Source organism: Denitratisoma sp. agr-D3, from assembly GCF_054658675.1.
This window is the reverse complement of sequence record NZ_BAAGIA010000002.1, coordinates 552,330-570,590: the sequence shown is the minus strand read 5'-3', so window position 1 is coordinate 570,590 and position 18,261 is coordinate 552,330. Positions and strand designations below refer to the sequence as shown.

At 64.4% G+C, this 18,261-nt stretch carries 17 protein-coding genes; 12 read left to right on the top strand and 5 right to left on the bottom strand.

The window, feature by feature from the left end; all coding sequences use genetic code 11:
• Window positions 1–23: 23 nt before the first annotated feature.
• From ACYQ2U_RS07670 to nadA, 4 genes are all read right to left on the bottom strand, one after another.
• Window positions 24–662, bottom strand: a complete 639-nt coding sequence (locus ACYQ2U_RS07670; protein ID WP_459949769.1) for a thiol:disulfide interchange protein DsbA/DsbL — start codon at window positions 660–662, stop codon at window positions 24–26.
• Window positions 663–726: 64 nt separating this feature from the next.
• Window positions 727–1,347 (bottom strand): SPOR domain-containing protein, encoded by a 621-nt coding sequence (locus ACYQ2U_RS07665; RefSeq protein WP_459949768.1) that lies wholly within the window; start codon window positions 1,345–1,347, stop codon window positions 727–729.
• Between the two features lies 1 nt (window position 1,348).
• The gene (gene argS / locus ACYQ2U_RS07660; protein WP_459949767.1) at window positions 1,349–3,034 is read right to left on the bottom strand and encodes an arginine--tRNA ligase; all 1,686 of its coding nucleotides are present in this window, start codon (window positions 3,032–3,034) and stop codon (window positions 1,349–1,351) included.
• Window positions 3,035–3,230: 196 nt separating this feature from the next.
• A complete protein-coding gene (gene nadA, locus ACYQ2U_RS07655) occupies window positions 3,231–4,328 on the bottom strand; it encodes a quinolinate synthase NadA (RefSeq protein WP_459949766.1) in 1,098 nt (365 codons plus the stop codon).
• Between the two features lie 81 nt (window positions 4,329–4,409).
• On the opposite strand from nadA, the gene ACYQ2U_RS07650 reads away from it, so the two are divergent.
• The 12 genes from ACYQ2U_RS07650 to zapD all read left to right on the top strand — a co-directional run bounded on the left by ACYQ2U_RS07650 (window position 4,410) and on the right by zapD (window position 17,526).
• Window positions 4,410–7,529 (top strand): CHAT domain-containing protein, encoded by a 3,120-nt coding sequence (locus ACYQ2U_RS07650; RefSeq protein WP_459949765.1) that lies wholly within the window; start codon window positions 4,410–4,412, stop codon window positions 7,527–7,529.
• 21 nt (window positions 7,530–7,550) lie between these two features.
• Window positions 7,551–7,994: a hypothetical protein gene (locus tag ACYQ2U_RS07645; RefSeq protein ID WP_459949764.1), complete on the top strand. Its 444-nt coding sequence runs from the start codon at window positions 7,551–7,553 to the stop codon at window positions 7,992–7,994.
• Window positions 7,995–7,999: 5 nt separating this feature from the next.
• Window positions 8,000–8,791: a hypothetical protein gene (locus ACYQ2U_RS07640; protein ID WP_459949763.1), complete on the top strand. Its 792-nt coding sequence runs from the start codon at window positions 8,000–8,002 to the stop codon at window positions 8,789–8,791.
• 462 nt (window positions 8,792–9,253) lie between these two features.
• On the top strand, window positions 9,254–10,666 hold the full coding sequence (gene glnA, locus ACYQ2U_RS07635) for a type I glutamate--ammonia ligase (RefSeq protein WP_459949762.1): 1,413 nt from the start codon (window positions 9,254–9,256) through the stop codon (window positions 10,664–10,666).
• A 101-nt stretch (window positions 10,667–10,767) separates the two neighbouring features.
• Window positions 10,768–11,211 (top strand): DUF4124 domain-containing protein, encoded by a 444-nt coding sequence (locus ACYQ2U_RS07630; protein WP_459949761.1) that lies wholly within the window; start codon window positions 10,768–10,770, stop codon window positions 11,209–11,211.
• A 69-nt stretch (window positions 11,212–11,280) separates the two neighbouring features.
• A complete protein-coding gene (gene glnL / locus ACYQ2U_RS07625; protein WP_459949760.1) occupies window positions 11,281–12,378 on the top strand; it encodes a nitrogen regulation protein NR(II) in 1,098 nt (365 codons plus the stop codon).
• Window positions 12,375–13,787, top strand: a complete 1,413-nt coding sequence (gene ntrC, locus ACYQ2U_RS07620; protein WP_459949759.1) for a nitrogen regulation protein NR(I) — start codon at window positions 12,375–12,377, stop codon at window positions 13,785–13,787. Before glnL ends, ntrC begins: the two co-directional genes overlap by 4 nt.
• A gap of 8 nt (window positions 13,788–13,795) precedes the next feature.
• Complete coding sequence (locus ACYQ2U_RS07615) at window positions 13,796–14,608, top strand: biotin--[acetyl-CoA-carboxylase] ligase (protein WP_459949758.1); 813 nt, start codon at window positions 13,796–13,798, stop codon at window positions 14,606–14,608.
• The gene (locus tag ACYQ2U_RS07610; protein WP_459949757.1) at window positions 14,605–15,321 is read left to right on the top strand and encodes a type III pantothenate kinase; all 717 of its coding nucleotides are present in this window, start codon (window positions 14,605–14,607) and stop codon (window positions 15,319–15,321) included. Before ACYQ2U_RS07615 ends, ACYQ2U_RS07610 begins: the two co-directional genes overlap by 4 nt.
• 16 nt (window positions 15,322–15,337) lie before the next feature.
• Window positions 15,338–16,066, top strand: coding sequence for a hypothetical protein (locus ACYQ2U_RS07605; protein WP_459949756.1), 729 nt, complete (start codon window positions 15,338–15,340; stop codon window positions 16,064–16,066).
• Window positions 16,051–16,680: a dephospho-CoA kinase gene (gene coaE, locus ACYQ2U_RS07600; RefSeq protein WP_459949755.1), complete on the top strand. Its 630-nt coding sequence runs from the start codon at window positions 16,051–16,053 to the stop codon at window positions 16,678–16,680. Before ACYQ2U_RS07605 ends, coaE begins: the two co-directional genes overlap by 16 nt.
• 90 nt (window positions 16,681–16,770) lie before the next feature.
• The gene (gene zapD, locus ACYQ2U_RS07595) at window positions 16,771–17,526 is read left to right on the top strand and encodes a cell division protein ZapD (protein ID WP_459949754.1); all 756 of its coding nucleotides are present in this window, start codon (window positions 16,771–16,773) and stop codon (window positions 17,524–17,526) included.
• A 67-nt stretch (window positions 17,527–17,593) separates the two neighbouring features.
• Here the strand turns inward: zapD and ACYQ2U_RS07590 are convergent, their stop codons facing one another.
• Window positions 17,594–18,250 (bottom strand): GntR family transcriptional regulator, encoded by a 657-nt coding sequence (locus ACYQ2U_RS07590; RefSeq protein ID WP_459949753.1) that lies wholly within the window; start codon window positions 18,248–18,250, stop codon window positions 17,594–17,596.
• Between the last annotated feature and the right edge of the window lie 11 nt (window positions 18,251–18,261).

Sequence of the window (18,261 nt, the reverse complement as noted above, 5' to 3'; positions counted from 1 at the left end):
CTGGGCCGGGCCGGGAACCGGGCTTACTTGCCAATTTCCTTGCGGGCCTTGGCCACCAGGGCGTCGGCCACCTGCATGAAGTGTTCGGGAGCCATGCCCGCCGGTTCGACGATGCGGTACTTGCCGGCGATGACCACCGAGGGCGTGCCGTCGATCTTGTGGGCGTTGCTCAACTGGCCGGCGCGCTGCACCTTGCTTTGCACGCTGAAGGAGCCGTACACCTCGGCGAACTTGGCGGTGTCCACGCCCTTCTTGCCCAACCAGGCGGCGAAGCCCCGCTCGTCGTTGGGGGACAGTTGGCGCTCGGTGTGGATGGCGGCGAAGATGTCGTTGCGCAGCTTGTCTTGCAGGCCGAGGGCGTCCAGGGCGTAGTAGAGCTTGGCACCGGGGGTCCAGGAAGGATTGAGGGGGGCGGGGATGAAGCGCACGGTGACATCCTTGGCCTGCTTCTTGGCCCACTGGTTGAAGGTGGGTTCGAAGTGGTAGCAGTGGGGGCAGCCGTACCAGAAGAATTCGGTGATCTCGACCTTGCCGGGACTGTCGCCGGGCACGGCGGGGTTGAGGGTCACGTAGTCCTTGCCCTCCTGGGGCTCGGCGGCGGTGGCGGCGAAGGCCGTGGCGGCCAGGACGAGGGACAGCAACAAGGACTTGAATGCGCGCATGGAGGACTCCATCGAGGGTTGTGCGTATCGTGTTGGGAATGCCTGGGACCCGCCGGGGCCGGAATTAGTTTCCGCCCTTGACCACGGTGGCCTGGATGCCGTTCTGGCTGAGCAGGGTCCGCACCTTGTTCATGTCGTCCAGCTTGGTGTAGGGCCCGGTGCGCACGCGATGCAGGGTGCCCTTGTCGGCGATGGTGATCTGCTGGACGCTGGCTTCAACGCCGATCAGGGCCAGCTTGGCCTTGAGGTTGTCGGCATCGGCGGGCTTTTGGAAAGCGCCCACTTGCAGGTAGGTGGTCTGTTCGGGCGCGGCCGGCGCGGCGGCGGCCGGTGCCGGGGCGTGGTCGGGAGCGGCGTCCTGCTTGCCGGGCAGGATGTTGTAGAACTCGAAGCGGGGCTTTTCCACCGGCTTGTCGCCGGGCTTGCCAGGCAGGGGCTCCGGCGTGGCGGCGCCGGGGGCCGCCGGGGCGGGGGCCGGCTTGGCGGCGGCGGTCTTGTCGCCGTTGCGGTTGGTCTTGTCCTGGAAGGGCATGGTGGCGCGGTTCATGTACCAGACCAAGGCGAAGGCGATCAGCACGCCGATCACCACGCCGATGACGATGCCCAGCACGGTGCTGCCGTGGTGCTTGGCGGGCGCGCCGTGGCTCAGGGAAACACGCGGGGAAGACTTGGAATCGCGGCTCATCTCACATGCTCTCTGGCGCTTGCACGCCCAAAATGTTCAAACCGTTGCGCAATACCTGGCGGGTGGCCAGGGCCAGGGCCAGACGGGCGTTCTGGGTGGCGACGTCCTCCACCAGCACGCGGTCGCTGTTGTACCAGCCGTGGAAATCGGCCGCCAAATCCTTGAGGTAGGTGGCCACCAGATGGGGCGCGTATTCCCGGGCGGCGGCCTCGATCAGGGCCGGGTAGGCGCTGAGACGGGCGCACAGGGCCAGTTCCCGTTCGCTGCCCAGAGAGGACAAATCAAGACTTTCGATTTGGCCCAGGAAAGATGCACCTGCCCCTTTATCCTCAGCTTGTTGCAACACCGAACAGATGCGGGCGTGGGCGTACTGGATGTAATAGACCGGGTTCTCGTTGCTCTTGGACTTGGCCAGGTCGATGTCGAACACCAGTTGCGAATCGGGGCTGCGGGCCACCAGGAAGTAGCGGGTGGCGTCCTTGCCCACTTCGTCGATCAGGTCGCGCAGGGTGACGTAGCTGCCGGCGCGCTTGGAGATCTTCACCTCCTCGCCGTTCTTCATCACCATCACCATCTGGTGCAGCACGTACTCGGGCCAGCCCTGGGGAATGCCGGCCTGGAGGGCCTGCAAGCCGGCGCGGACGCGGGTCACGGTGCTGTGGTGGTCGGCGCCCTGCTCGTTGATGACCTTGGTGAAGCCGCGCTGCCATTTGTCCAAGTGGTAGGCCACGTCGGGCACGAAGTAGGTGTAGCCGCCGTCCTTCTTCTGCATGACGCGGTCCTTGTCGTCGCCGAAGTCGGTGGTGCGCAGCCACAGCGCGCCGTCCTGCTCATAGGTGTAGCCGTTCTTGACCAGGGTCTGCACGGCGGCGTCCACCTTGCCGTCGGTGTACAGGGCGGACTCCAGGGAGAACACGTCGAACTTGACACCGAAGGCTTTCAGGTCGTGGTCCTGCTCGCGGCGCAGGTAGGCCACGGCGAAATGGCGAATCGCCTCGGCGTCGTCGGCATCGCCGTTGGCGGTGAATTGCTGGTCGTCGGACACCACGGATTCCTTGGCGAGGAAGGCCTTCGCCACGTCCATGATGTAGTCGCCGCGATAGCCGTCCTCGGGCCACTCGGGGCTGTCCGGGGTGACGCCCTTGGCCCGCAGTTGCACCGAGCGGGTCAGGTTGTCGATCTGGGCACCGGCGTCGTTGTAGTAGAACTCCCGGGTCACGTTCCAACCCGCCACGTCCAGCAGGCGGCAGAGGCAGTCGCCCACGGCCGCGCCGCGACCGTGGCCCACGTGCAAGGGACCGGTGGGATTGGCGGAGACGAACTCGACCTGGACCTTGCCTTCCTTGGCCTCGCCCTTGCCGTAGCCGTCCTGGGCGGCGAGGACGTTGTGCACCACCCGGGTCTTAGCAGCGGCGGTGAGGGTGAAATTGATGAAGCCGGCGCCGGCAATGTCCACCTTGGCCAGCCATTGGGAGGGCGGCAGGGCCGCCAGCAGGCTTTCGGCAATCTTGCGCGGGTTGCTCTTCAGCGCCCGGGCCAGTTGCATGGCCAGATTGCTGGCCCAGTCGCCATGACTGGCGTCGCGGGGACGTTCCAGCAGGATTTCGGTGGCCGCCTGGTCGGGGGCGACCACGGCCAGGGCGGTGCGCAACAGGGAAGACAGGTGTTGTTTGGGATCGAAGGGCATTGTGATGCTTGCGTAAGGCATTGACGGCAAAGGCCGCGATTATAGCGGCGGGGATGGAGAGCTAGGAGCTAGGGGCTAGGAGCTAGGGCGGCAAGACATTCAAGAATGCCTTTGGTTTTTCTCACCCTTTATATTTGTATCTACCAAGGTTCGGTCCCGGGTTTCCCCTAGTCCCTAGCCTCCAGCCCCTGCCCAATCAAGACACCGCCAGCATGCGGTCCAGGGAAATCTTGGCGAGCTTGGCTTCGTGCTGGGGCACTTCGATGCGGTTGACCACCTTGCCCTCCACCAGGTTCTCCAGGGTCCAGGCCAGGTGCTGGGGGTCGATGCGCTGCATGGTGGAACACATGCAGATGGTGGGGGACATGAACTGGACGATCTTGCCCTCGTGCTTGACCTCCTCCGCCAGGCGCTCGACGAGATTCAATTCGGTGCCCACCAGCCAGCGGGTGTTCGGCGCGGCGGCCTTGACGGTGCTGAGGATGTATTCGGTGCTGCCCACGTAGTCGGACTGCTTGCACACCTCGAAGGCCGACTCGGGGTGGCTGATGACGATGCCGTCCGGGTACTGATTGCGGAACTTGAGGATGTGGTTGGGCTGGAACATCTGGTGCACGGCGCAGTGGCCCTTCCAAAGGATGATCCTGGCCTGCTTGATCTGTTCGGCGGTGAGGCCGCCCATTTCCTGGTCCGGGTCCCAGACCACCATGTCGTCCAGGGGAATGTCCATCTTGTAGCCGCTCCAGCGGCCCAGATGCTGGTCGGGGAAGAACAGAATCTTCTCCCGCTGGGCGAAGGCCCATTCCATGATCTTGGGGGCGTTGGAGGAAGTACAGACGATGCCGCCGTGCTCGCCGCAGAAGGCCTTCAGGTCGGCGGCGGAGTTGATGTAGGTGACGGGGGTGATCGTCTCGTCCGGATTCAGCACCGTACCCAGCTCGCGCCAGCAGCGCTCCACCTTGGCCAGGTTGGCCATGTCGGCCATGGAACAGCCGGCGGCCAGGTCGGGCAGGATGGAAATTTGCTCGGGCTTGGACATGATGTCCGCCACCTCGGCCATGAAGTGCACGCCGCAAAAGACGATGTATTCGGCATCGGTCTGGGAAGCCAGGCGCGACAGTTTGAGGGAGTCGCCCGACAGGTCGGCATGCTGGAACACGTCGGCCCGTTGATAATGGTGGCCAAGAATCACCACCCGCTTGCCGAGCTTGGCCTTGGCGGCGACGATGCGGGCCTGGGCATCCTGGTCGGCCAGGGCGTTGAACTTGTCGAAACTGATGGGGGCGACTTGCATAGTGGTCGGGAATAGGGAAAATCCGGCTTTCGTTGGGCCGTGCCAGGGTGAAAACCCTGGAGATACAAGGGAGAAGCGCAGGTGAAACCTTCGGCATTTTACCACTGGCATCGCTGGGCCATGGCCGCTTTGGTGGCGGCCGCCACGACGTCCCATGCGGCGGATGAGCCCATGCCCCGGGTGCCGCCGCGCACCATCGACGACATCACCCGCCAACTGGCCCACTACAAGCCGGACCCCACCCTGGCCGCCAAGTCCCTGGCGGAGGCCGACCAGCCAGAACCAAGCGGTGCCGACAATGCCAGCCTATCCCAGTTCTATTGGAAGCGCGGCAGTGCCGCCGCCAAAATTGGTCGGATCAACCAGCAGATCGCCGATCTACGCAAGGCGTCGGAACTGGCCAAGCTTGCTGGCGCGGATGAATACGTCCGCATGCTGCTGGAACTGGCCAGCGCGGAGAACAGCGGCGGCAATTTGGTCCGGGCCCTCACAACCGCGGAAACCGCCCTCAAGACAGCTCCTGCCGGCATCAAGGGACTTCAACTCTCCATTCGCCAGACCCTGGTGATGCAGTACGGCCTGGTGGGCGATTTCGATGCCGCCTCGGTGCAGCTCAAGGAAATCGAGGGCCTGATCGGGGTACTGAAAAACAGCCGCAACTATGCCTTCTTCGAAGCGGACTGGAATGCCAAGACCGAACGGGCACGTGCCGAATCCTTTAAATCCCAGGGTCGCATGATCGAGGCCGAGGGTGCGTATCGCAAGGCGCTACGCTGGGTGGAAAGTTTTATTGCCCAGTTAAGGGGTGGTGCCACTCACCCCAACCTGAGCCCCAATGCCCTGAACAATAGCGAACGATTCCGCGATGGGCTGGAGCGCAACATCGGCCAAACCCTGGTGGCCCAAGGAAAGCTCCTGGAAGGGGAAATCTTCATCCGCCAGGCCCTGCGCCACTCCCTTGAACGGGTTGGCCGCGCCAGCATCGACACGGGACAAGGCCTGCTGCAACTGGCCAATGTCATTGCCGAGGAAAACCGTTACCCCGAAGCCATCCGGCTGGCGGAAGAAGCTATTCGTTCGCTACAGGAGTCCGGCGCCGCCCCCGAATCCATAGCCATTGCCAACGCCCGCAAATCCTTGGCCATCACCTTGGTCGCCCAGCAACGCTATGCCGATGCCGTCAAGGCGTTTGAAGAAATGCGCAGAGCCCTTGAGGCAGACCCGGAAGTGGCCAGGCGCTATGGCTCCGGCGACCTGGACTGGGTGCTAGCCATGCTGCGTGTCAGGAACATCAGTGGCGCGGAATCCATGTCCAAGGCCATGCTGGACAAATATGTCCGCAACTTTGGCGAAAAGGGATTGAAAACGGCCGAAGCCAGGGCCTTCTATGCCATGGCCCTGGCCGACAAGAGAGACCATGACGCGGCCCGCAAGGCTTTCCGCGAATCCCTGCCCATTCTGATCGAACAAGCCCGTTCCGATGAAGATGCTGGCACCGGCAGCGCAAAACATGTCCGTCGACTGAATACGCTGATCGAACGCTATATTCGCCTGCTGGCGGAGGATGCACGGGACAACCCGGCCCTGCGCCGGGAGGCCGCGGCGGAGTCCTTCCGCCTGGCAGACATTGCCCGGGGCAGCAGTGTGCAGCGTGCCCTGACTGCCAGCGCCGCCCGGGCCACCATCGCCGATCCCCAACTGGCGGACCTGGCCCGACGCGAGCAGGATGCCCAGCAGCGCAGCAACGCCTTAACCAACCTCCTGACCCAGTTGCTGTCGTCGCCACCGGATCAGCAATTGCCGCAAATCCAGGCCAAGCTGAAGCAGGATATCGACACGCTCAAGTCCGAACGGCAACAACTGAAGAAAACCATTTCCCAGCGTTTCCCGGACTATGCCGACCTGGTGGAACCCCAGCCCGCTACCCTGGCAGGCGCCCAACGCCTGCTGCGGCCGGGAGAGGCCCTGGTTTCCTGGTACTTTGGCGAAGAGGGGGGCTGGGTATGGGCGATATCCAAAGACGGCGAGCCACAGTTTTTTGATGTGGGCCTTAACCGGACCGAACTCAGCAAAATCGTGACCAAGCTTCGACAGGCCCTTGATCCCGGCGTCGCCTCCATTGATGAAATTCCCGACTTTGATTTGTCCAAGTCCTATCAGTTGTACGCCGCCATCCTCAAACCGGTGGAATCGGTATGGGGCAAGGCTCAAGTTCTGCTCGCTGTCCCCCATGCCGAATTAGGCCAACTACCCTTGCCCCTACTGCCCACCGAGTCCGTCGCTGGGGTTGCCAAAACCATGCCGCCCTTTGAGGGCTACCGCCAAGTCCCCTGGCTGGCTCGTCGCATCGCGGTTGCGCAATTACCTTCCGTTACGGCACTCGCCAGCTTGCGCAAACTACCACCGGGCGATGCCAACCGCCGCCCATTCATCGGCTTTGGCGACCCACTGTTCAGCGTCGACCAGGCCCGCAAGGCCAAGGTTGCCCTGGCCAGCAGCCAACTGGCGACCCGTGGCGCACCGCTGAAGTTGCGCAGCGCGCCCCACACCTCCGGCGTCAGTTCCGCCGAGCTTTCCCTGCTACCGCGCCTGCCGGACACCCAGGAGGAAATCAGCGAAATCGCCAAGGTGCTCAAGGCCGATCCGGCCCAGGACATCTACCTGCAAGCCCGGGCCACGGAAAAAACCGTGCTGAATACCCCCCTCAACAACCGCCGGGTGGTGATGTTCGCCACCCACGGCCTGGTCCCCGGCGAACTGGATGGCCTGACTCAACCGGCCCTGGCCCTGACCTCGCCGGAAGTGGCCGACCCGGGCGGCGACGGCCTGCTGACCATGGAAGAAATCCTTACCCTCAAGCTCAATGCCGACTGGGTGGTGCTCTCCGCCTGCAACACGGCGGCCGGCGAGGGCGCCGGATCGGAGGCCGTGTCCGGCTTGGGCCGGGCCTTTTTCTACGCCGGCGCCCGGGCCCTGCTGGTGTCCAACTGGCCGGTGGAAACCGTGGCCGCCCGCGGCTTAATGACGGACCTGTTCCGCCGCCAGAGCGATAACGCCAGCCTGGGTAAGGCCGAAGCCCTGCGCCAGGCCATGCTGGGCCTGATGGATGGACCGGGCAGCGTGGACGCCAAAACCAAGCGTGTCAGCTTTTCCTACGCTCATCCGTTATTCTGGGCGCCCTTCATCGTGGTGGGCGACTAAACCTTTTTTGCGGGAGCCTTTATGAACAAGACCTTGCTGCTGTCCCTCGTCTCCGCCGCCGTGCTGGCCGTCTCGACCAGCGCCTCCGCCGCCCCCCTGATCAAGGATAGCGAGGCCAAGCTCCCCGCCGCCAGCGGCGGCCTGGCCACGCGCGGCATCACCCGAGGTCCCGGCATCAAGCAGATTTCCCCCGACCCATCCCAGGACATCAAGTCGCCCCTCAATCTGAAGGTGGCCTTCGAACCCCGGGGCGGCGCCAAGATCGACCTCTCCAGCGTCAAGGTGACCTACCTCAAGTCGCCCTCGGTGGAGCTGCTCGACCGGGTCAAGCCGGGCCTGAGCGAGACCGGCATTGATTTGTCCGGCGCGGAAGTGCCCCCTGGCGACCATCAGATCCGGGTGTCCGTCACCGATAGCGAGGGTCGTCAGTCCAGCTCCATCGTCGAACTCAAGGTCGTGAAATAAGCTTCATGAAGTGTCCCTACTGCGTTTCCGAACTCAACGACGACGCCCTCGTCTGCGTCCACTGCCGCCGCGATCTGTACTTGTTCAAACCGCTTCTGGCGAAGATCGAAACGCTGGAACAGCAAGCGGCAGCCGTGCCCATCCTCCAATCCCGCATCGAGGAGTTGGAAGCGCAGTTGCACCAGGACGTTCTTGCGGCAGCGCCGGCGACGGCGGCCTTGGCCGCGCCGTCCTGGCCCACCCTGCTCGGCCGCTGGCTACAGTTCTGGCTGTTGCCCCTAGCCCTGCTGCTCACGGCCCACGGCCTGATCGTGCTGGCGTACGACCTGGACACCTTGTACTTGCGCCTGGTATCCCTGTTGATTCCCCTGCCTTTCGGTTTCTTCCTGCTGCGTCGCCACGCCGTCGGCCTGACCACGACCCTGGTCAGCGCCTTTGCCATGGCGCTGCTGGCGGTGCTCGGCATGAGTTGGATGACCGCGCAGGTGGACCATGTCCCGGTCCTGCCCCAGGACGCGCGGGAATGGCGCGAGTTTCTTGAATATGCCGCCAGCGTCGGCTTCAGCTTCATCAGTGGCGCGGTGGTCGGCACCATGCTGCGGGTGCGCCGCCAACTGCGGGAAAACCGCGACAGCGCCGCGCTGCGATTGGCGCAGACCCTGGGCAAGGGCAAGGAAAGCGCTGAAAAGGCCCACGCCATCGCCAACAAGCTGAACGACATGATCGGCACCATCACCACCCTCGCCACCACGGCCATTTCCATCTACACCGGCCTCAAGGGCGTGTTGGGCAACTAGAAACAATCGGGCACTGACGCTGCAAGGCATTCCCTACTGGCCGGGCGAACCGCCAGTAGGGAGTAGCCCCAGCGTTGTCACCCTCATCCCCACCGCCCTCGTTCCGGCCAGTTCGTGTGCCACAGCAGACACCCTGTCTTCGCTGCGACCACATTCCCCGCACGCCCCGCAGACGGCTGCGCCTCGGCAGTGCACCATTGACGCGCCGAAATGCGCCCTCGGGAGGTGTTTTCTCGCCGAAAATCCTAGCTTCGCACAACAATGATGCGTATTATTTGTTTTTTGCACCATAAAGGTGCTACATATTTGATTGACGATGATCAGGCTGGGGGAAATTCGTTATGGCACAATTACTCCCCTCTTTTCCGGCGTTTGGCATAGAAGCTGCTAAATCGCCGGACTGCGAAAAATATCGCCAGTTCCCAATCTGATCTGTGTTTAACGCTTAGGAGCGCAACCAATATGACCACGCCTCAAGATGTGATGAAGATTGTCAAGGAGCAAGAAGTCAAATTCGTCGACTTCCGCTTCACCGATACCCGCGGCAAAGAACAGCACGTTGGCGTGCCCGTGTCCGCCTTCGGCCTGGAAAAGTTCGAAGACGGCCATGCCTTTGACGGTTCCTCCATCGCCGGCTGGAAGGGCATTCAAGCCTCCGACATGCAACTGATGCCCGATGCCGACTCCGCCTACATCGATCCCTTCTTCGATCAAACCACCCTGGTGCTGACCTGTGACGTGGTGGACCCCACCGACGGCAAGGGCTACGACCGCGACCCCCGCTCCATCGCCAAGCGTGGCGAAGCCTATCTGAAGTCCTCCGGCTTGGGCGACACCGCCTACTTCGGCCCCGAACCCGAATTCTTCATTTTCGACTCCGTCGAATGGGGCGTGGATATGTCCGGCGCCCACGTCAAGATTAATTCCGAAGAAGCCGCCTGGTCCTCTTCCGAGAAGTTCGAAGGTGGCAACACCGGTCACCGTCCCGCTGTGAAGGGCGGCTACTTCCCCGTTCCCCCCGTCGACTCCTTCAACGACATCCGCGCTGAAATGGTGCTGGCCCTCGAAGCCATCGGCATCCCCGTCGAAGTGCACCACCACGAAGTGGCCACCGCCGGTCAAAACGAAATCGGCACCAAGTTCGCCACCCTGGTGAAGCGCGCCGACTGGACCCAGGCCCTGAAGTACATCGTGCACAACGTGGCCCACCAATACGGCAAGACCGCCACCTTCATGCCCAAGCCCATCGTTGGCGACAACGGTTCCGGCATGCACGTGCACCAGTCCATCTGGAAGGACGGCAAGAACCTGTTCGCCGGTAGCGGCTACGCCGGCCTGTCCGAGTTCGCCCTGTACTACATCGGCGGCGTGATCAAGCACGCTCGCGCCCTGAACGCCATCACCAACCCGCTGACCAACTCCTACAAGCGTCTGGTGCCCGGCTTCGAGGCCCCCGTGAAGCTGGCCTACTCCGCCAAGAACCGTTCCGCTTCCATCCGTATCCCCTTCGTTCACAGCGACAAGGCTCGCCGTATCGAAACCCGCTTCCCCGATCCCGGTGCCAACCCCTACCTGGCCTTCACCGCCCTGATGATGGCCGGCCTGGACGGCGTGCAGAACAAGATTCACCCCGGCGATCCCGCCGACAAGAATCTGTACGATCTGCCCCCCGAAGAAGACGCCAAGATCCCCACCGTGTGCTCCAGCCTCGAACAGGCCCTGGAATACCTGGACAAGGATCGCGAGTTCCTGACCCGCGGCGGCGTGTTCTCCAGTGACTGGATCGACGCCTACATCGGCCTCAAGATGGAAGACGTGACCCGCTTCCGCATGACCACTCACCCGGTCGAGTTCGACATGTACTACTCTGTCTAACTTCCTCGGAAGTGCGGCGTAAAAAGGACGGGGCAACCCGTCCTTTTTTATTTCCAGCCCTTGGCACTACACTGGTGCCAATTCCATTACCGATCCACGCCATGAGCCTCCGCTTCCGTCCACTTCTGCTCGCCCTGCTCATCCCCGCCGCCGCCCAGGCCGGCGTGCTTTACAAATGCACCAGCGAAAACGGCGGTACCACCTACACCAACACCCGCGACGGTTACCGCAACTGCACCGTGGTTTCCCGCGACGGCCCCGCCGCCGTCTCCGCACCGGCCCGCGCCAAGAGCTCCACCAGTTCACCCGCCGACTTTCCCAAGGTCAGCGGCGACACCCAGAAAAGCCGTGACAATGACCGCCGCCGCATCCTCGACCAGGAGGTGGCCAGTGAGCAAAAAGGCCTGGAAGAAGCCCGCAAGGCCCTGGCCGAACAGGAAGCGGCCCGTGTTGCGCCCGAGCGCCTGCAAGCCCTGCGTGATCGCATTGCCCTGCACAACCGAAACCTCGATGCCCTACGCCGTGAACTGGAAAAATTTCACTAAGTTTCACAGGAGTGGCGCAGTTATGACAATGGAAAATTCTGTGGCGTACTTCTTGCTGACCTGACCGCCATGAACTCACCCGACGCCTCCCTGGCTGCGCCCTCCGCCGAACTGGCGGGTTCCCTCGCCGGCCTGGACCTGCTTTCCTCTGCAGTCATCCTGCTGGACGAGCGCAATCTGATCCGCCACATGAATCCGGCGGCGGAGAATCTGTTGGCGGTGAGCCAACGCACCTGGTTGGGGCGTTCCCTCTTCCAACTGCTGGGCAACTCCTCGGTGCTGGCCTCGGCCCTCGACAGCGCCATCAGCAACAACTGGAGTTACACCGGCCACAACATCCAGGTTGCCCGGGGCGAGAAGGCGGTGCTGCACCTCGATTGCACCGTCACGCCGCTGGAGGCGCCGGGCATCCGCCTGCTGCTGGAGTTCCGCCCCATCGACCAGCAACTCAAGGTGGCGCGGGAAGAACGGGAGGCCGTGCAGCAGCAGGCCAACCGGGAACTGATCCGCAACCTGGCCCATGAAATCAAGAACCCCCTGGGGGGCATTCGCGGTTCTGCCCAATTGCTGGAACGCGAGTTGAACAACCCGGCCCTGCGGGAATACACCCAGGTCATCATCAGCGAGTCGGACCGCCTTCAGGATCTGATGCAACGCCTGCTCTCCTCCCACCGCACCATGCAGCCGGGGCAGGTGAACATCCACGAAATCCTGGAACGGGTGCTGCGCCTGATCCACGCCGAGTTCGCCGGCGTTCGCGTTCGCCGCGACTACGATACTTCCCTGCCGGAATTGACCGGCGACCGGGAACAACTGATCCAGGCCATTCTCAACATCACCCGCAACGCGGCCCAGGCCATGAGCGGCAAGGGCGAGATCATCCTGCGCACCCGCGCCCTGCGCCAGGTCACCCTGGCGAAAAAACGCTACCCCCTGGCACTCGAATTGCAAGTGATCGACAACGGTCCCGGCATTCCCGAGGAAATCCGCGACAAGATTTTCTATCCCCTGGTTTCCGGGCGGGAAGGCGGCAGCGGACTGGGCCTGACCCTGACCCAGAGTTTTATTCATCAACACCACGGCAGCATCGAGGTGGAATCGCGGCCCGGCCGCACCTGCTTCCACATCAAGCTGCCCCTGTCCAACGAACAAGGCAAAACACAATGAATCCGGTTTGGATTGTCGACGACGACCGCTCCATCCGCTGGGTCTTCGAAAAAGCCCTGGCCCGTGAAGAAATCAGCTACCGCAGCTTCAGCTCCGCCGTCGAAGCCATGGCCGCTTTGGAATCGGGCCAACTGCCCCGGGTGCTGGTGTCCGACATCCGCATGCCCGGCCAGTCCGGCCTCGAACTGCTCAAGCACGTCAAGGCCATGTGGCCGGACCTGCCGGTCATCATCATGACCGCCTACTCCGACCTGGATTCCGCCGTGGCCGCCTTCCAGGGCGGTGCCTACGAATACCTGCCCAAGCCCTTCGACGTGGACCAGGCGGTGGACCTGGTGCGCCGCGCCATCGAGGAGACGCCCCACCAGGAAAGCGCCCCCGAGTCCGTCAGCCTGGTGCCCGAAATCCTCGGCCAGGCGCCCTCCATGCAGGAGGTGTTCCGCGCCATCGGCCGCCTGTCCCAGTCCCACGCCACGGTGCTGATCAACGGCGAGTCCGGCACCGGCAAGGAACTGGTGGCCCGCGCCCTGCACCGCCACAGCCCGCGCAAGGAATCCCCCTTCATCGCCATCAACACTGCCGCCATTCCCCGCGACCTGCTGGAATCCGAACTGTTCGGCCATGAGAAGGGCGCCTTCACCGGCGCCGCCGCCCAGCGCCGCGGCCGTTTCGAACAGGCCGAGGGAGGCACCCTGTTCCTCGACGAAATCGGCGACATGCCCGCCGAACTGCAAACCCGCCTGCTGCGGGTGTTGTCCGACGGCCATTTCTACCGGGTCGGCGGTCACTCCCCGGTCAAGGCCAACGTCCGCGTCATCACCGCCACCCACCAGAACCTGGAGCAGCGGGTCAAGGACGGACTGTTCCGCGAGGACTTATTCCACCGCCTCAACGTGATCCGCCTGCGCCTGCCCTCCCTGCGCGAACGGCGCGAGGACATTCCCCTGCTGGCCAAGCACTTCCTGGCCAAGAGCGCCAAGGAACTGGGGGTCGAGCCCAAGCGCCTGGCCGAGAGCGCCGTCAAATACCTGACCGGCCTCGACTTCCCCGGCAACGTGCGGCAACTGGAAAACCTCTGCCACTGGCTCACGGTGATGGCCCCCGGCCAGTCCGTGGAAGTGGCCGACCTGCCCGGCGAATTGCGGGAGCAGACCTCCAGCAGCGGCCCCTACGATTGGCAGGAAGTCCTAGCCCAGGAAGCGGACCGCATGATCGCCACCCATCCCGGCCAGGTGTTCGACCTGCTCACCCGCAGCTTCGAGGGCACCCTGATCCGCCGCGCCCTGATCGCCACCGGTGGTCGCCGCATCGAGGCAGCCAACCTGTTGGGTATCGGCCGCAACACCATCACCCGGAAAATCCAGGAACTGGGGCTCGACGACGCCAAAGGAGAGGAAGAGCAGGGATAATCCGGGGCATGAGCGCCCCGACTGTCCCCGCCACCTTCCAAATCGATCGCCTCGCCCTGGCCCTGGGCGCCGCGTCCTGCCGCTTCGACGTGGATGCCGTGGCCGAGTGCGACTCCACCAATACGCAGCTACTGGCCCGGGCCGAGGCCGGCGCCCCGTCCGGCTCGGTGCTGGTGGCTGACCGGCAAAGCGCCGGACGCGGCCGCCGCGGCCGGCCCTGGCTCAGCGCCCCGGGCGATAGCCTGACCTTTTCCCTGCTCTGGCGCTTCCCCGCCGATTCCCCCGCCCCCGCCGGCCTCTCCCTGGCCGTTGGCCTGGCCCTGGCCCAGGGCCTGGAATCCCTGGGCATCGCCGGCATTGCCTTGAAGTGGCCCAACGATCTGCTGCTACGCGGTCTCAAGCTGGGCGGGGTCCTGGTGGAACTCCAGCCGGGGCAATTACGCAGCGCGGTGATCGGCATCGGCATCAATCTGCACCTGCCGCCGGACCTGCCCGACGACGTGCGCGGCATCGCCACCGCCCTCGACCGCAGCGGATTTGTCGCCGCCCGGGAGTGGGTGCTCGCCGCCCTGCTCACCAGCTTGCAACGCACCCTGGACACTTACGCCGTCACTGGCTTTGCCGAACTGCGCCAGGACTGGGCCGCCCGCCACGCCCACCAGGGCCGCCTGGTGCGCATCAGCGGCGGCACCGAAACCGAGGGCATCTGCCTCGGCGTGGACGGGGAAGGCGCCTTGCTGCTACAAACGGAAACCGGGCTGCGCACCGTCGTCAGCGGCGACGTCAGCCTGCGCCCCTTGTCCGACGGAAGCCAGCCGTGAGGCTCTGCCTCGATTGCGGCAACACCCGCATCAAATGGGGCCTTCATGATGGGCGCCAGTGGCTGGCCCACGGCGCCGTTGCCAGTACCGAGCCGGAGCACCTGGACGAGGCCCTGGCCGACCTGCCCCCGCCCGACCTGGTCGTCGGCTGCAACGTGGCCGGCCCTGCCGTGGCGGCAGCCATCACCGCCCGTTTCCCGGCCATCCAGTGGAATACGGCCCAATCCGCCCAGGCCGGCGTCTCCAATGGCTACGAAACCCCGGAGCGCCTTGGTGCCGACCGCTGGGCCGCCCTGATCGGGGCTCGGCACCTCCACCACGGCGCCAGCCTGGTGGTCAATGCGGGCACCGCCACCACCATCGACCTGTTGGACGCCGACGGCCGCTTTCTCGGCGGACTGATCCTGCCCGGCCTGGACCTGATGGCCCGGGCCTTGGCCACCCACACTGCCCAGTTGCCCGCCAACCCGGGCCACTACGCCGAAGTGCCGCGCAATACCGAGGACGCCATCACCGCCGGCACGCTGCACGCCACCCTCGGGGCCCTGTCGCGCATGGCCGAGCGCCTGGCCCAATGCGGTCATCCGCCGATTTGCCTATTGGCCGGTGGTGCCGCGCCCCGCCTGCTTCCCCATGTCTCCCTGCCGCTGCGCCACGAACCCCTGCTGGTCCTGCATGGCTTGAGCCGGGTGCCACCATCGACGCTGCCTTGAGCCATAATTCACCGCCATGAAAAGCCTGCGTCTCCTGTTCCTGCTGCTGATCCTGGCCAACGCCGCCGTTCTGGCCTGGCAAACCGGTCCCTTCGGCGGCGATGACGGTCGCGAACCCCAGCGACTGGACGATCAACGCAACGCCGACAAGCTGCGCCTGGTCACGGCCAAGGACGCGGACGACAATACCAAGGCATCAACTGCCGATACGCCGCCGCCTCAGGATGCTGCCGTGTCGCCCCCCGCTTCGCCGCAAGCCGCCGCCGAGACCGCCAAGGCCGGCCCCCTCTGCCGCCTGCTGACGGGCTTCAAGCTGGCCGACGCGCGTCAATGGACCACGGCCATCGCGAACAAATTGCCGGAAGCCAAACTCACCGTGCAGCCCACCGATGCCGCCGCCAGCTATGAGGTGCTGATCGCCGCCCTGGCCGGGCGTGACGGCGTCGATGCCAAGCTCAAGGAACTCAAGGCCCTGGGCATCACGGCGCAGCCCCGAACCGTGCCCGACGGGCCGGACAAATTCGCCCTGGTCTTTGCCAGCCACGGCAGCGAAGCCGAGGCCAAGTCGGCCCTGCAAGGCCTGATGGAAAAGGGCGTGCGCACCGCCCGCGTTGTGCCGCGCTTCGGCGCCAACGCCCTGGCCACGGTGGAGGTCCGCAACCTGGACGCTGCCCATCTCAAGGACCTCAAGGAACAACTGGCGGGACGGAACGACGTCCGTATCAGCGAATGCCAGGAACACTGACTGACGTGCCGGTGATCGGCCTCACCGGCGGCATCGGCAGCGGCAAGAGTGCGGCCGCCGACGCCTTCGCCGACCTCGGTGCCGCCATCGTGGACACCGACCGCATCGCCCATCAACTCACCGCCCCCGGTGGCGCGGCTATCGCCCCTTTGCAGGCCGCCTTCGGCACCGACATCCTGGATGCCACGGGCGCTCTAGATCGCGCCGCCATGCGCCGCCGTGTTTTCGCTGACGGGGCCGAACGACAACGACTGGAAGCGGTGCTCCATCCCCTGATCCGCCGCGAAAGTGATCGCCAGGTTGCCGCCGCCATCGCCGCTGGCGTCCCTTACGTGGTGTTGGTGGTACCGCTGCTGGTGGAGTCCGGCGACTATCGGCAGCGTGTGCAGCGGGTCGTCGTGGTCGACTGTCCCGAATCCATGCAAGTCGCGCGAGTCATGCGTCGCAATGGCTTAAGCGAGGCCGATGCCCTTGCCATCCTGGCGGCACAGACCAGCCGCGAAGCCAGGCTGGCAGCGGCAGACGACGTGATCGACAACAGCGGCGACATGGCCGCCCTGCACCACCAGATAAATATGCTGGATGCAAATTTTCGCCGTTTGAGGCATGAATAAAGAGCAATTACCGGCCCTTGATCCTCCTTTTCTCGTTGTGATTTGCCATCGAATCGGTCAGAATCCAATGAAATTTTTTTGGGCGACCGTGTGATTACTTACGAATATCCTCTCAACGAGCGCATACGCACCCTGTTGCGCCTGGAGGATTTGTTCGACAAGGTCACCTACTTCGTTGCCGCCGAAGCGGCCGAAGCGCACCACGTGGCCCTGGTCACCCTGTTCGAGGTGCTGGAAGTCGCCGGCCGCGCCGACCTCAAGTTCGACCTGATGCAGGAACTGGAACGTCAGCGCCAGATACTGCTGTCCTTCCGCAACAACCCCGACATTTCCGAGGACGCCCTGTCCGGCGCTCTCTACGAGATCGAGCAGGCGTCCGCCGCCCTGCTCGCCATGCAGGGCCGCATCGGCCACTACCTGCGGGAAAACGAGTGGCTGATGGCCATCAAGAACCGGGCAGCCATCCCCGGTGGGGTCTGCGAATTCGACTTGCCTTCCTATCATTACTGGCTGCACCGGGACGCCTCGTCGCGTCGGACCGACCTGGAAGGCTGGCTCAATCCCATGCTGGGCATGCGCCAGGCCATCGCCATCGTCCTGCGCTTATTGCGTTCCTCGGGCCGCCCCGAGGAGCAGTTCGCCGGCCACGGCAGCTACCAGATGATGCTCGCCGGCCGCAGCGCCCAACTGGTGCGCCTGCGCTTGGCCAACGGCGACCCCTTCGTACCGGAAATCAGCGCCAGCAAGTACGCCCTCAACATCCGCTTCATGGGCCCCGGCGTCGATCAACGCCCCAAGCAGGTGGAAGCGGACGTGAAGTTCGACCTGACCTTCTGCAATCTCTGAACACGGGTCATCCCCCAAAACAAAAGCCCCGCAGTGCGGGGCTTTTGTTTTGGGCCTGGGCGTTGCGCTAGTTGCTGCTCAGCTTGGCCAGGGCCTGGCGCCCGGAGAGCAGGTGGTCGTGCATGCGGCGGGAGGTCAGTTCCGCGTCCTTGGCCCGCAGGGCGGCCATGATTTCCCGGTGCTCCAGCAAGGATTGCTCAACCCGGCCTTCCAGTTGCAGGGAATGGCGGCGGGTCAGCTTGATCACCTTGCGCGTGTCGTCGATCAGGTGCTTGAGCCAGCCGTTGCCGGCGATGTCCTGCAAGGCACCATGGAAGGCGTCGTTGGCAGCGAAAAAACGGTCGGCATCGCCCTGCGCGGCGTAGTCCTCCAGGGCCTGGTGCAGGGCCTCCAGACGGGCGATGTCCTCGTCCGTGGCCTTGCGCGCGGCTTCAAAGGCGCAACGGCTTTCCAGCAGGGCCATGATGGGGAACACCTCGTCCAGGTCCTGCTCGGACAATTGGGCAACGTAGCAGCCGCGTCGCGGCTTGAGGATCACCAGGCCTTCCGAGGCCAGCACCTTGAGGGCTTCCCGCATGGGGGTGCGGGAAATGCCGAGCTCCTCGGCGATGGCCTGCTCGTCGATCCAACTGCCGGGGGCCAGTTCGTGGGTGAAAATACGGGTGCGCAAAAGCTCGGCGACTTCCTCATACAGCGCGGTTCGGGCGAGGGGTTGGGGGTTCATGTCCGGGCTTC

What these genes read in the sequence shown, in the direction of transcription:
- argS (WP_459949767.1), bottom strand. Translation starts at nt 3,034, where the DNA reads ATGCCCTTCGATCCCAAACAACACCTGTCTTCCCTGTTGCGCACCGCC.
- nadA (WP_459949766.1), bottom strand. Translation starts at nt 4,328, where the DNA reads ATGCAAGTCGCCCCCATCAGTTTCGACAAGTTCAACGCCCTGGCCGAC.
- glnA (WP_459949762.1), top strand. Translation starts at nt 9,254, where the DNA reads ATGACCACGCCTCAAGATGTGATGAAGATTGTCAAGGAGCAAGAAGTC.
- ACYQ2U_RS07615 (WP_459949758.1), top strand. Translation starts at nt 13,796, where the DNA reads ATGAGCGCCCCGACTGTCCCCGCCACCTTCCAAATCGATCGCCTCGCC.
- ACYQ2U_RS07630 (WP_459949761.1), top strand. Translation starts at nt 10,768, where the DNA reads ATGAGCCTCCGCTTCCGTCCACTTCTGCTCGCCCTGCTCATCCCCGCC.
- glnL (WP_459949760.1), top strand. Translation starts at nt 11,281, where the DNA reads ATGAACTCACCCGACGCCTCCCTGGCTGCGCCCTCCGCCGAACTGGCG.
- ACYQ2U_RS07640 (WP_459949763.1), top strand. Translation starts at nt 8,000, where the DNA reads ATGAAGTGTCCCTACTGCGTTTCCGAACTCAACGACGACGCCCTCGTC.
- ntrC (WP_459949759.1), top strand. Translation starts at nt 12,375, where the DNA reads ATGAATCCGGTTTGGATTGTCGACGACGACCGCTCCATCCGCTGGGTC.
- ACYQ2U_RS07645 (WP_459949764.1), top strand. Translation starts at nt 7,551, where the DNA reads ATGAACAAGACCTTGCTGCTGTCCCTCGTCTCCGCCGCCGTGCTGGCC.
- ACYQ2U_RS07665 (WP_459949768.1), bottom strand. Translation starts at nt 1,347, where the DNA reads ATGAGCCGCGATTCCAAGTCTTCCCCGCGTGTTTCCCTGAGCCACGGC.
- ACYQ2U_RS07590 (WP_459949753.1), bottom strand. Translation starts at nt 18,250, where the DNA reads ATGAACCCCCAACCCCTCGCCCGAACCGCGCTGTATGAGGAAGTCGCC.
- ACYQ2U_RS07670 (WP_459949769.1), bottom strand. Translation starts at nt 662, where the DNA reads ATGCGCGCATTCAAGTCCTTGTTGCTGTCCCTCGTCCTGGCCGCCACG.
- ACYQ2U_RS07605 (WP_459949756.1), top strand. Translation starts at nt 15,338, where the DNA reads ATGAAAAGCCTGCGTCTCCTGTTCCTGCTGCTGATCCTGGCCAACGCC.
- coaE (WP_459949755.1), top strand. Translation starts at nt 16,051, where the DNA reads ATGCCAGGAACACTGACTGACGTGCCGGTGATCGGCCTCACCGGCGGC.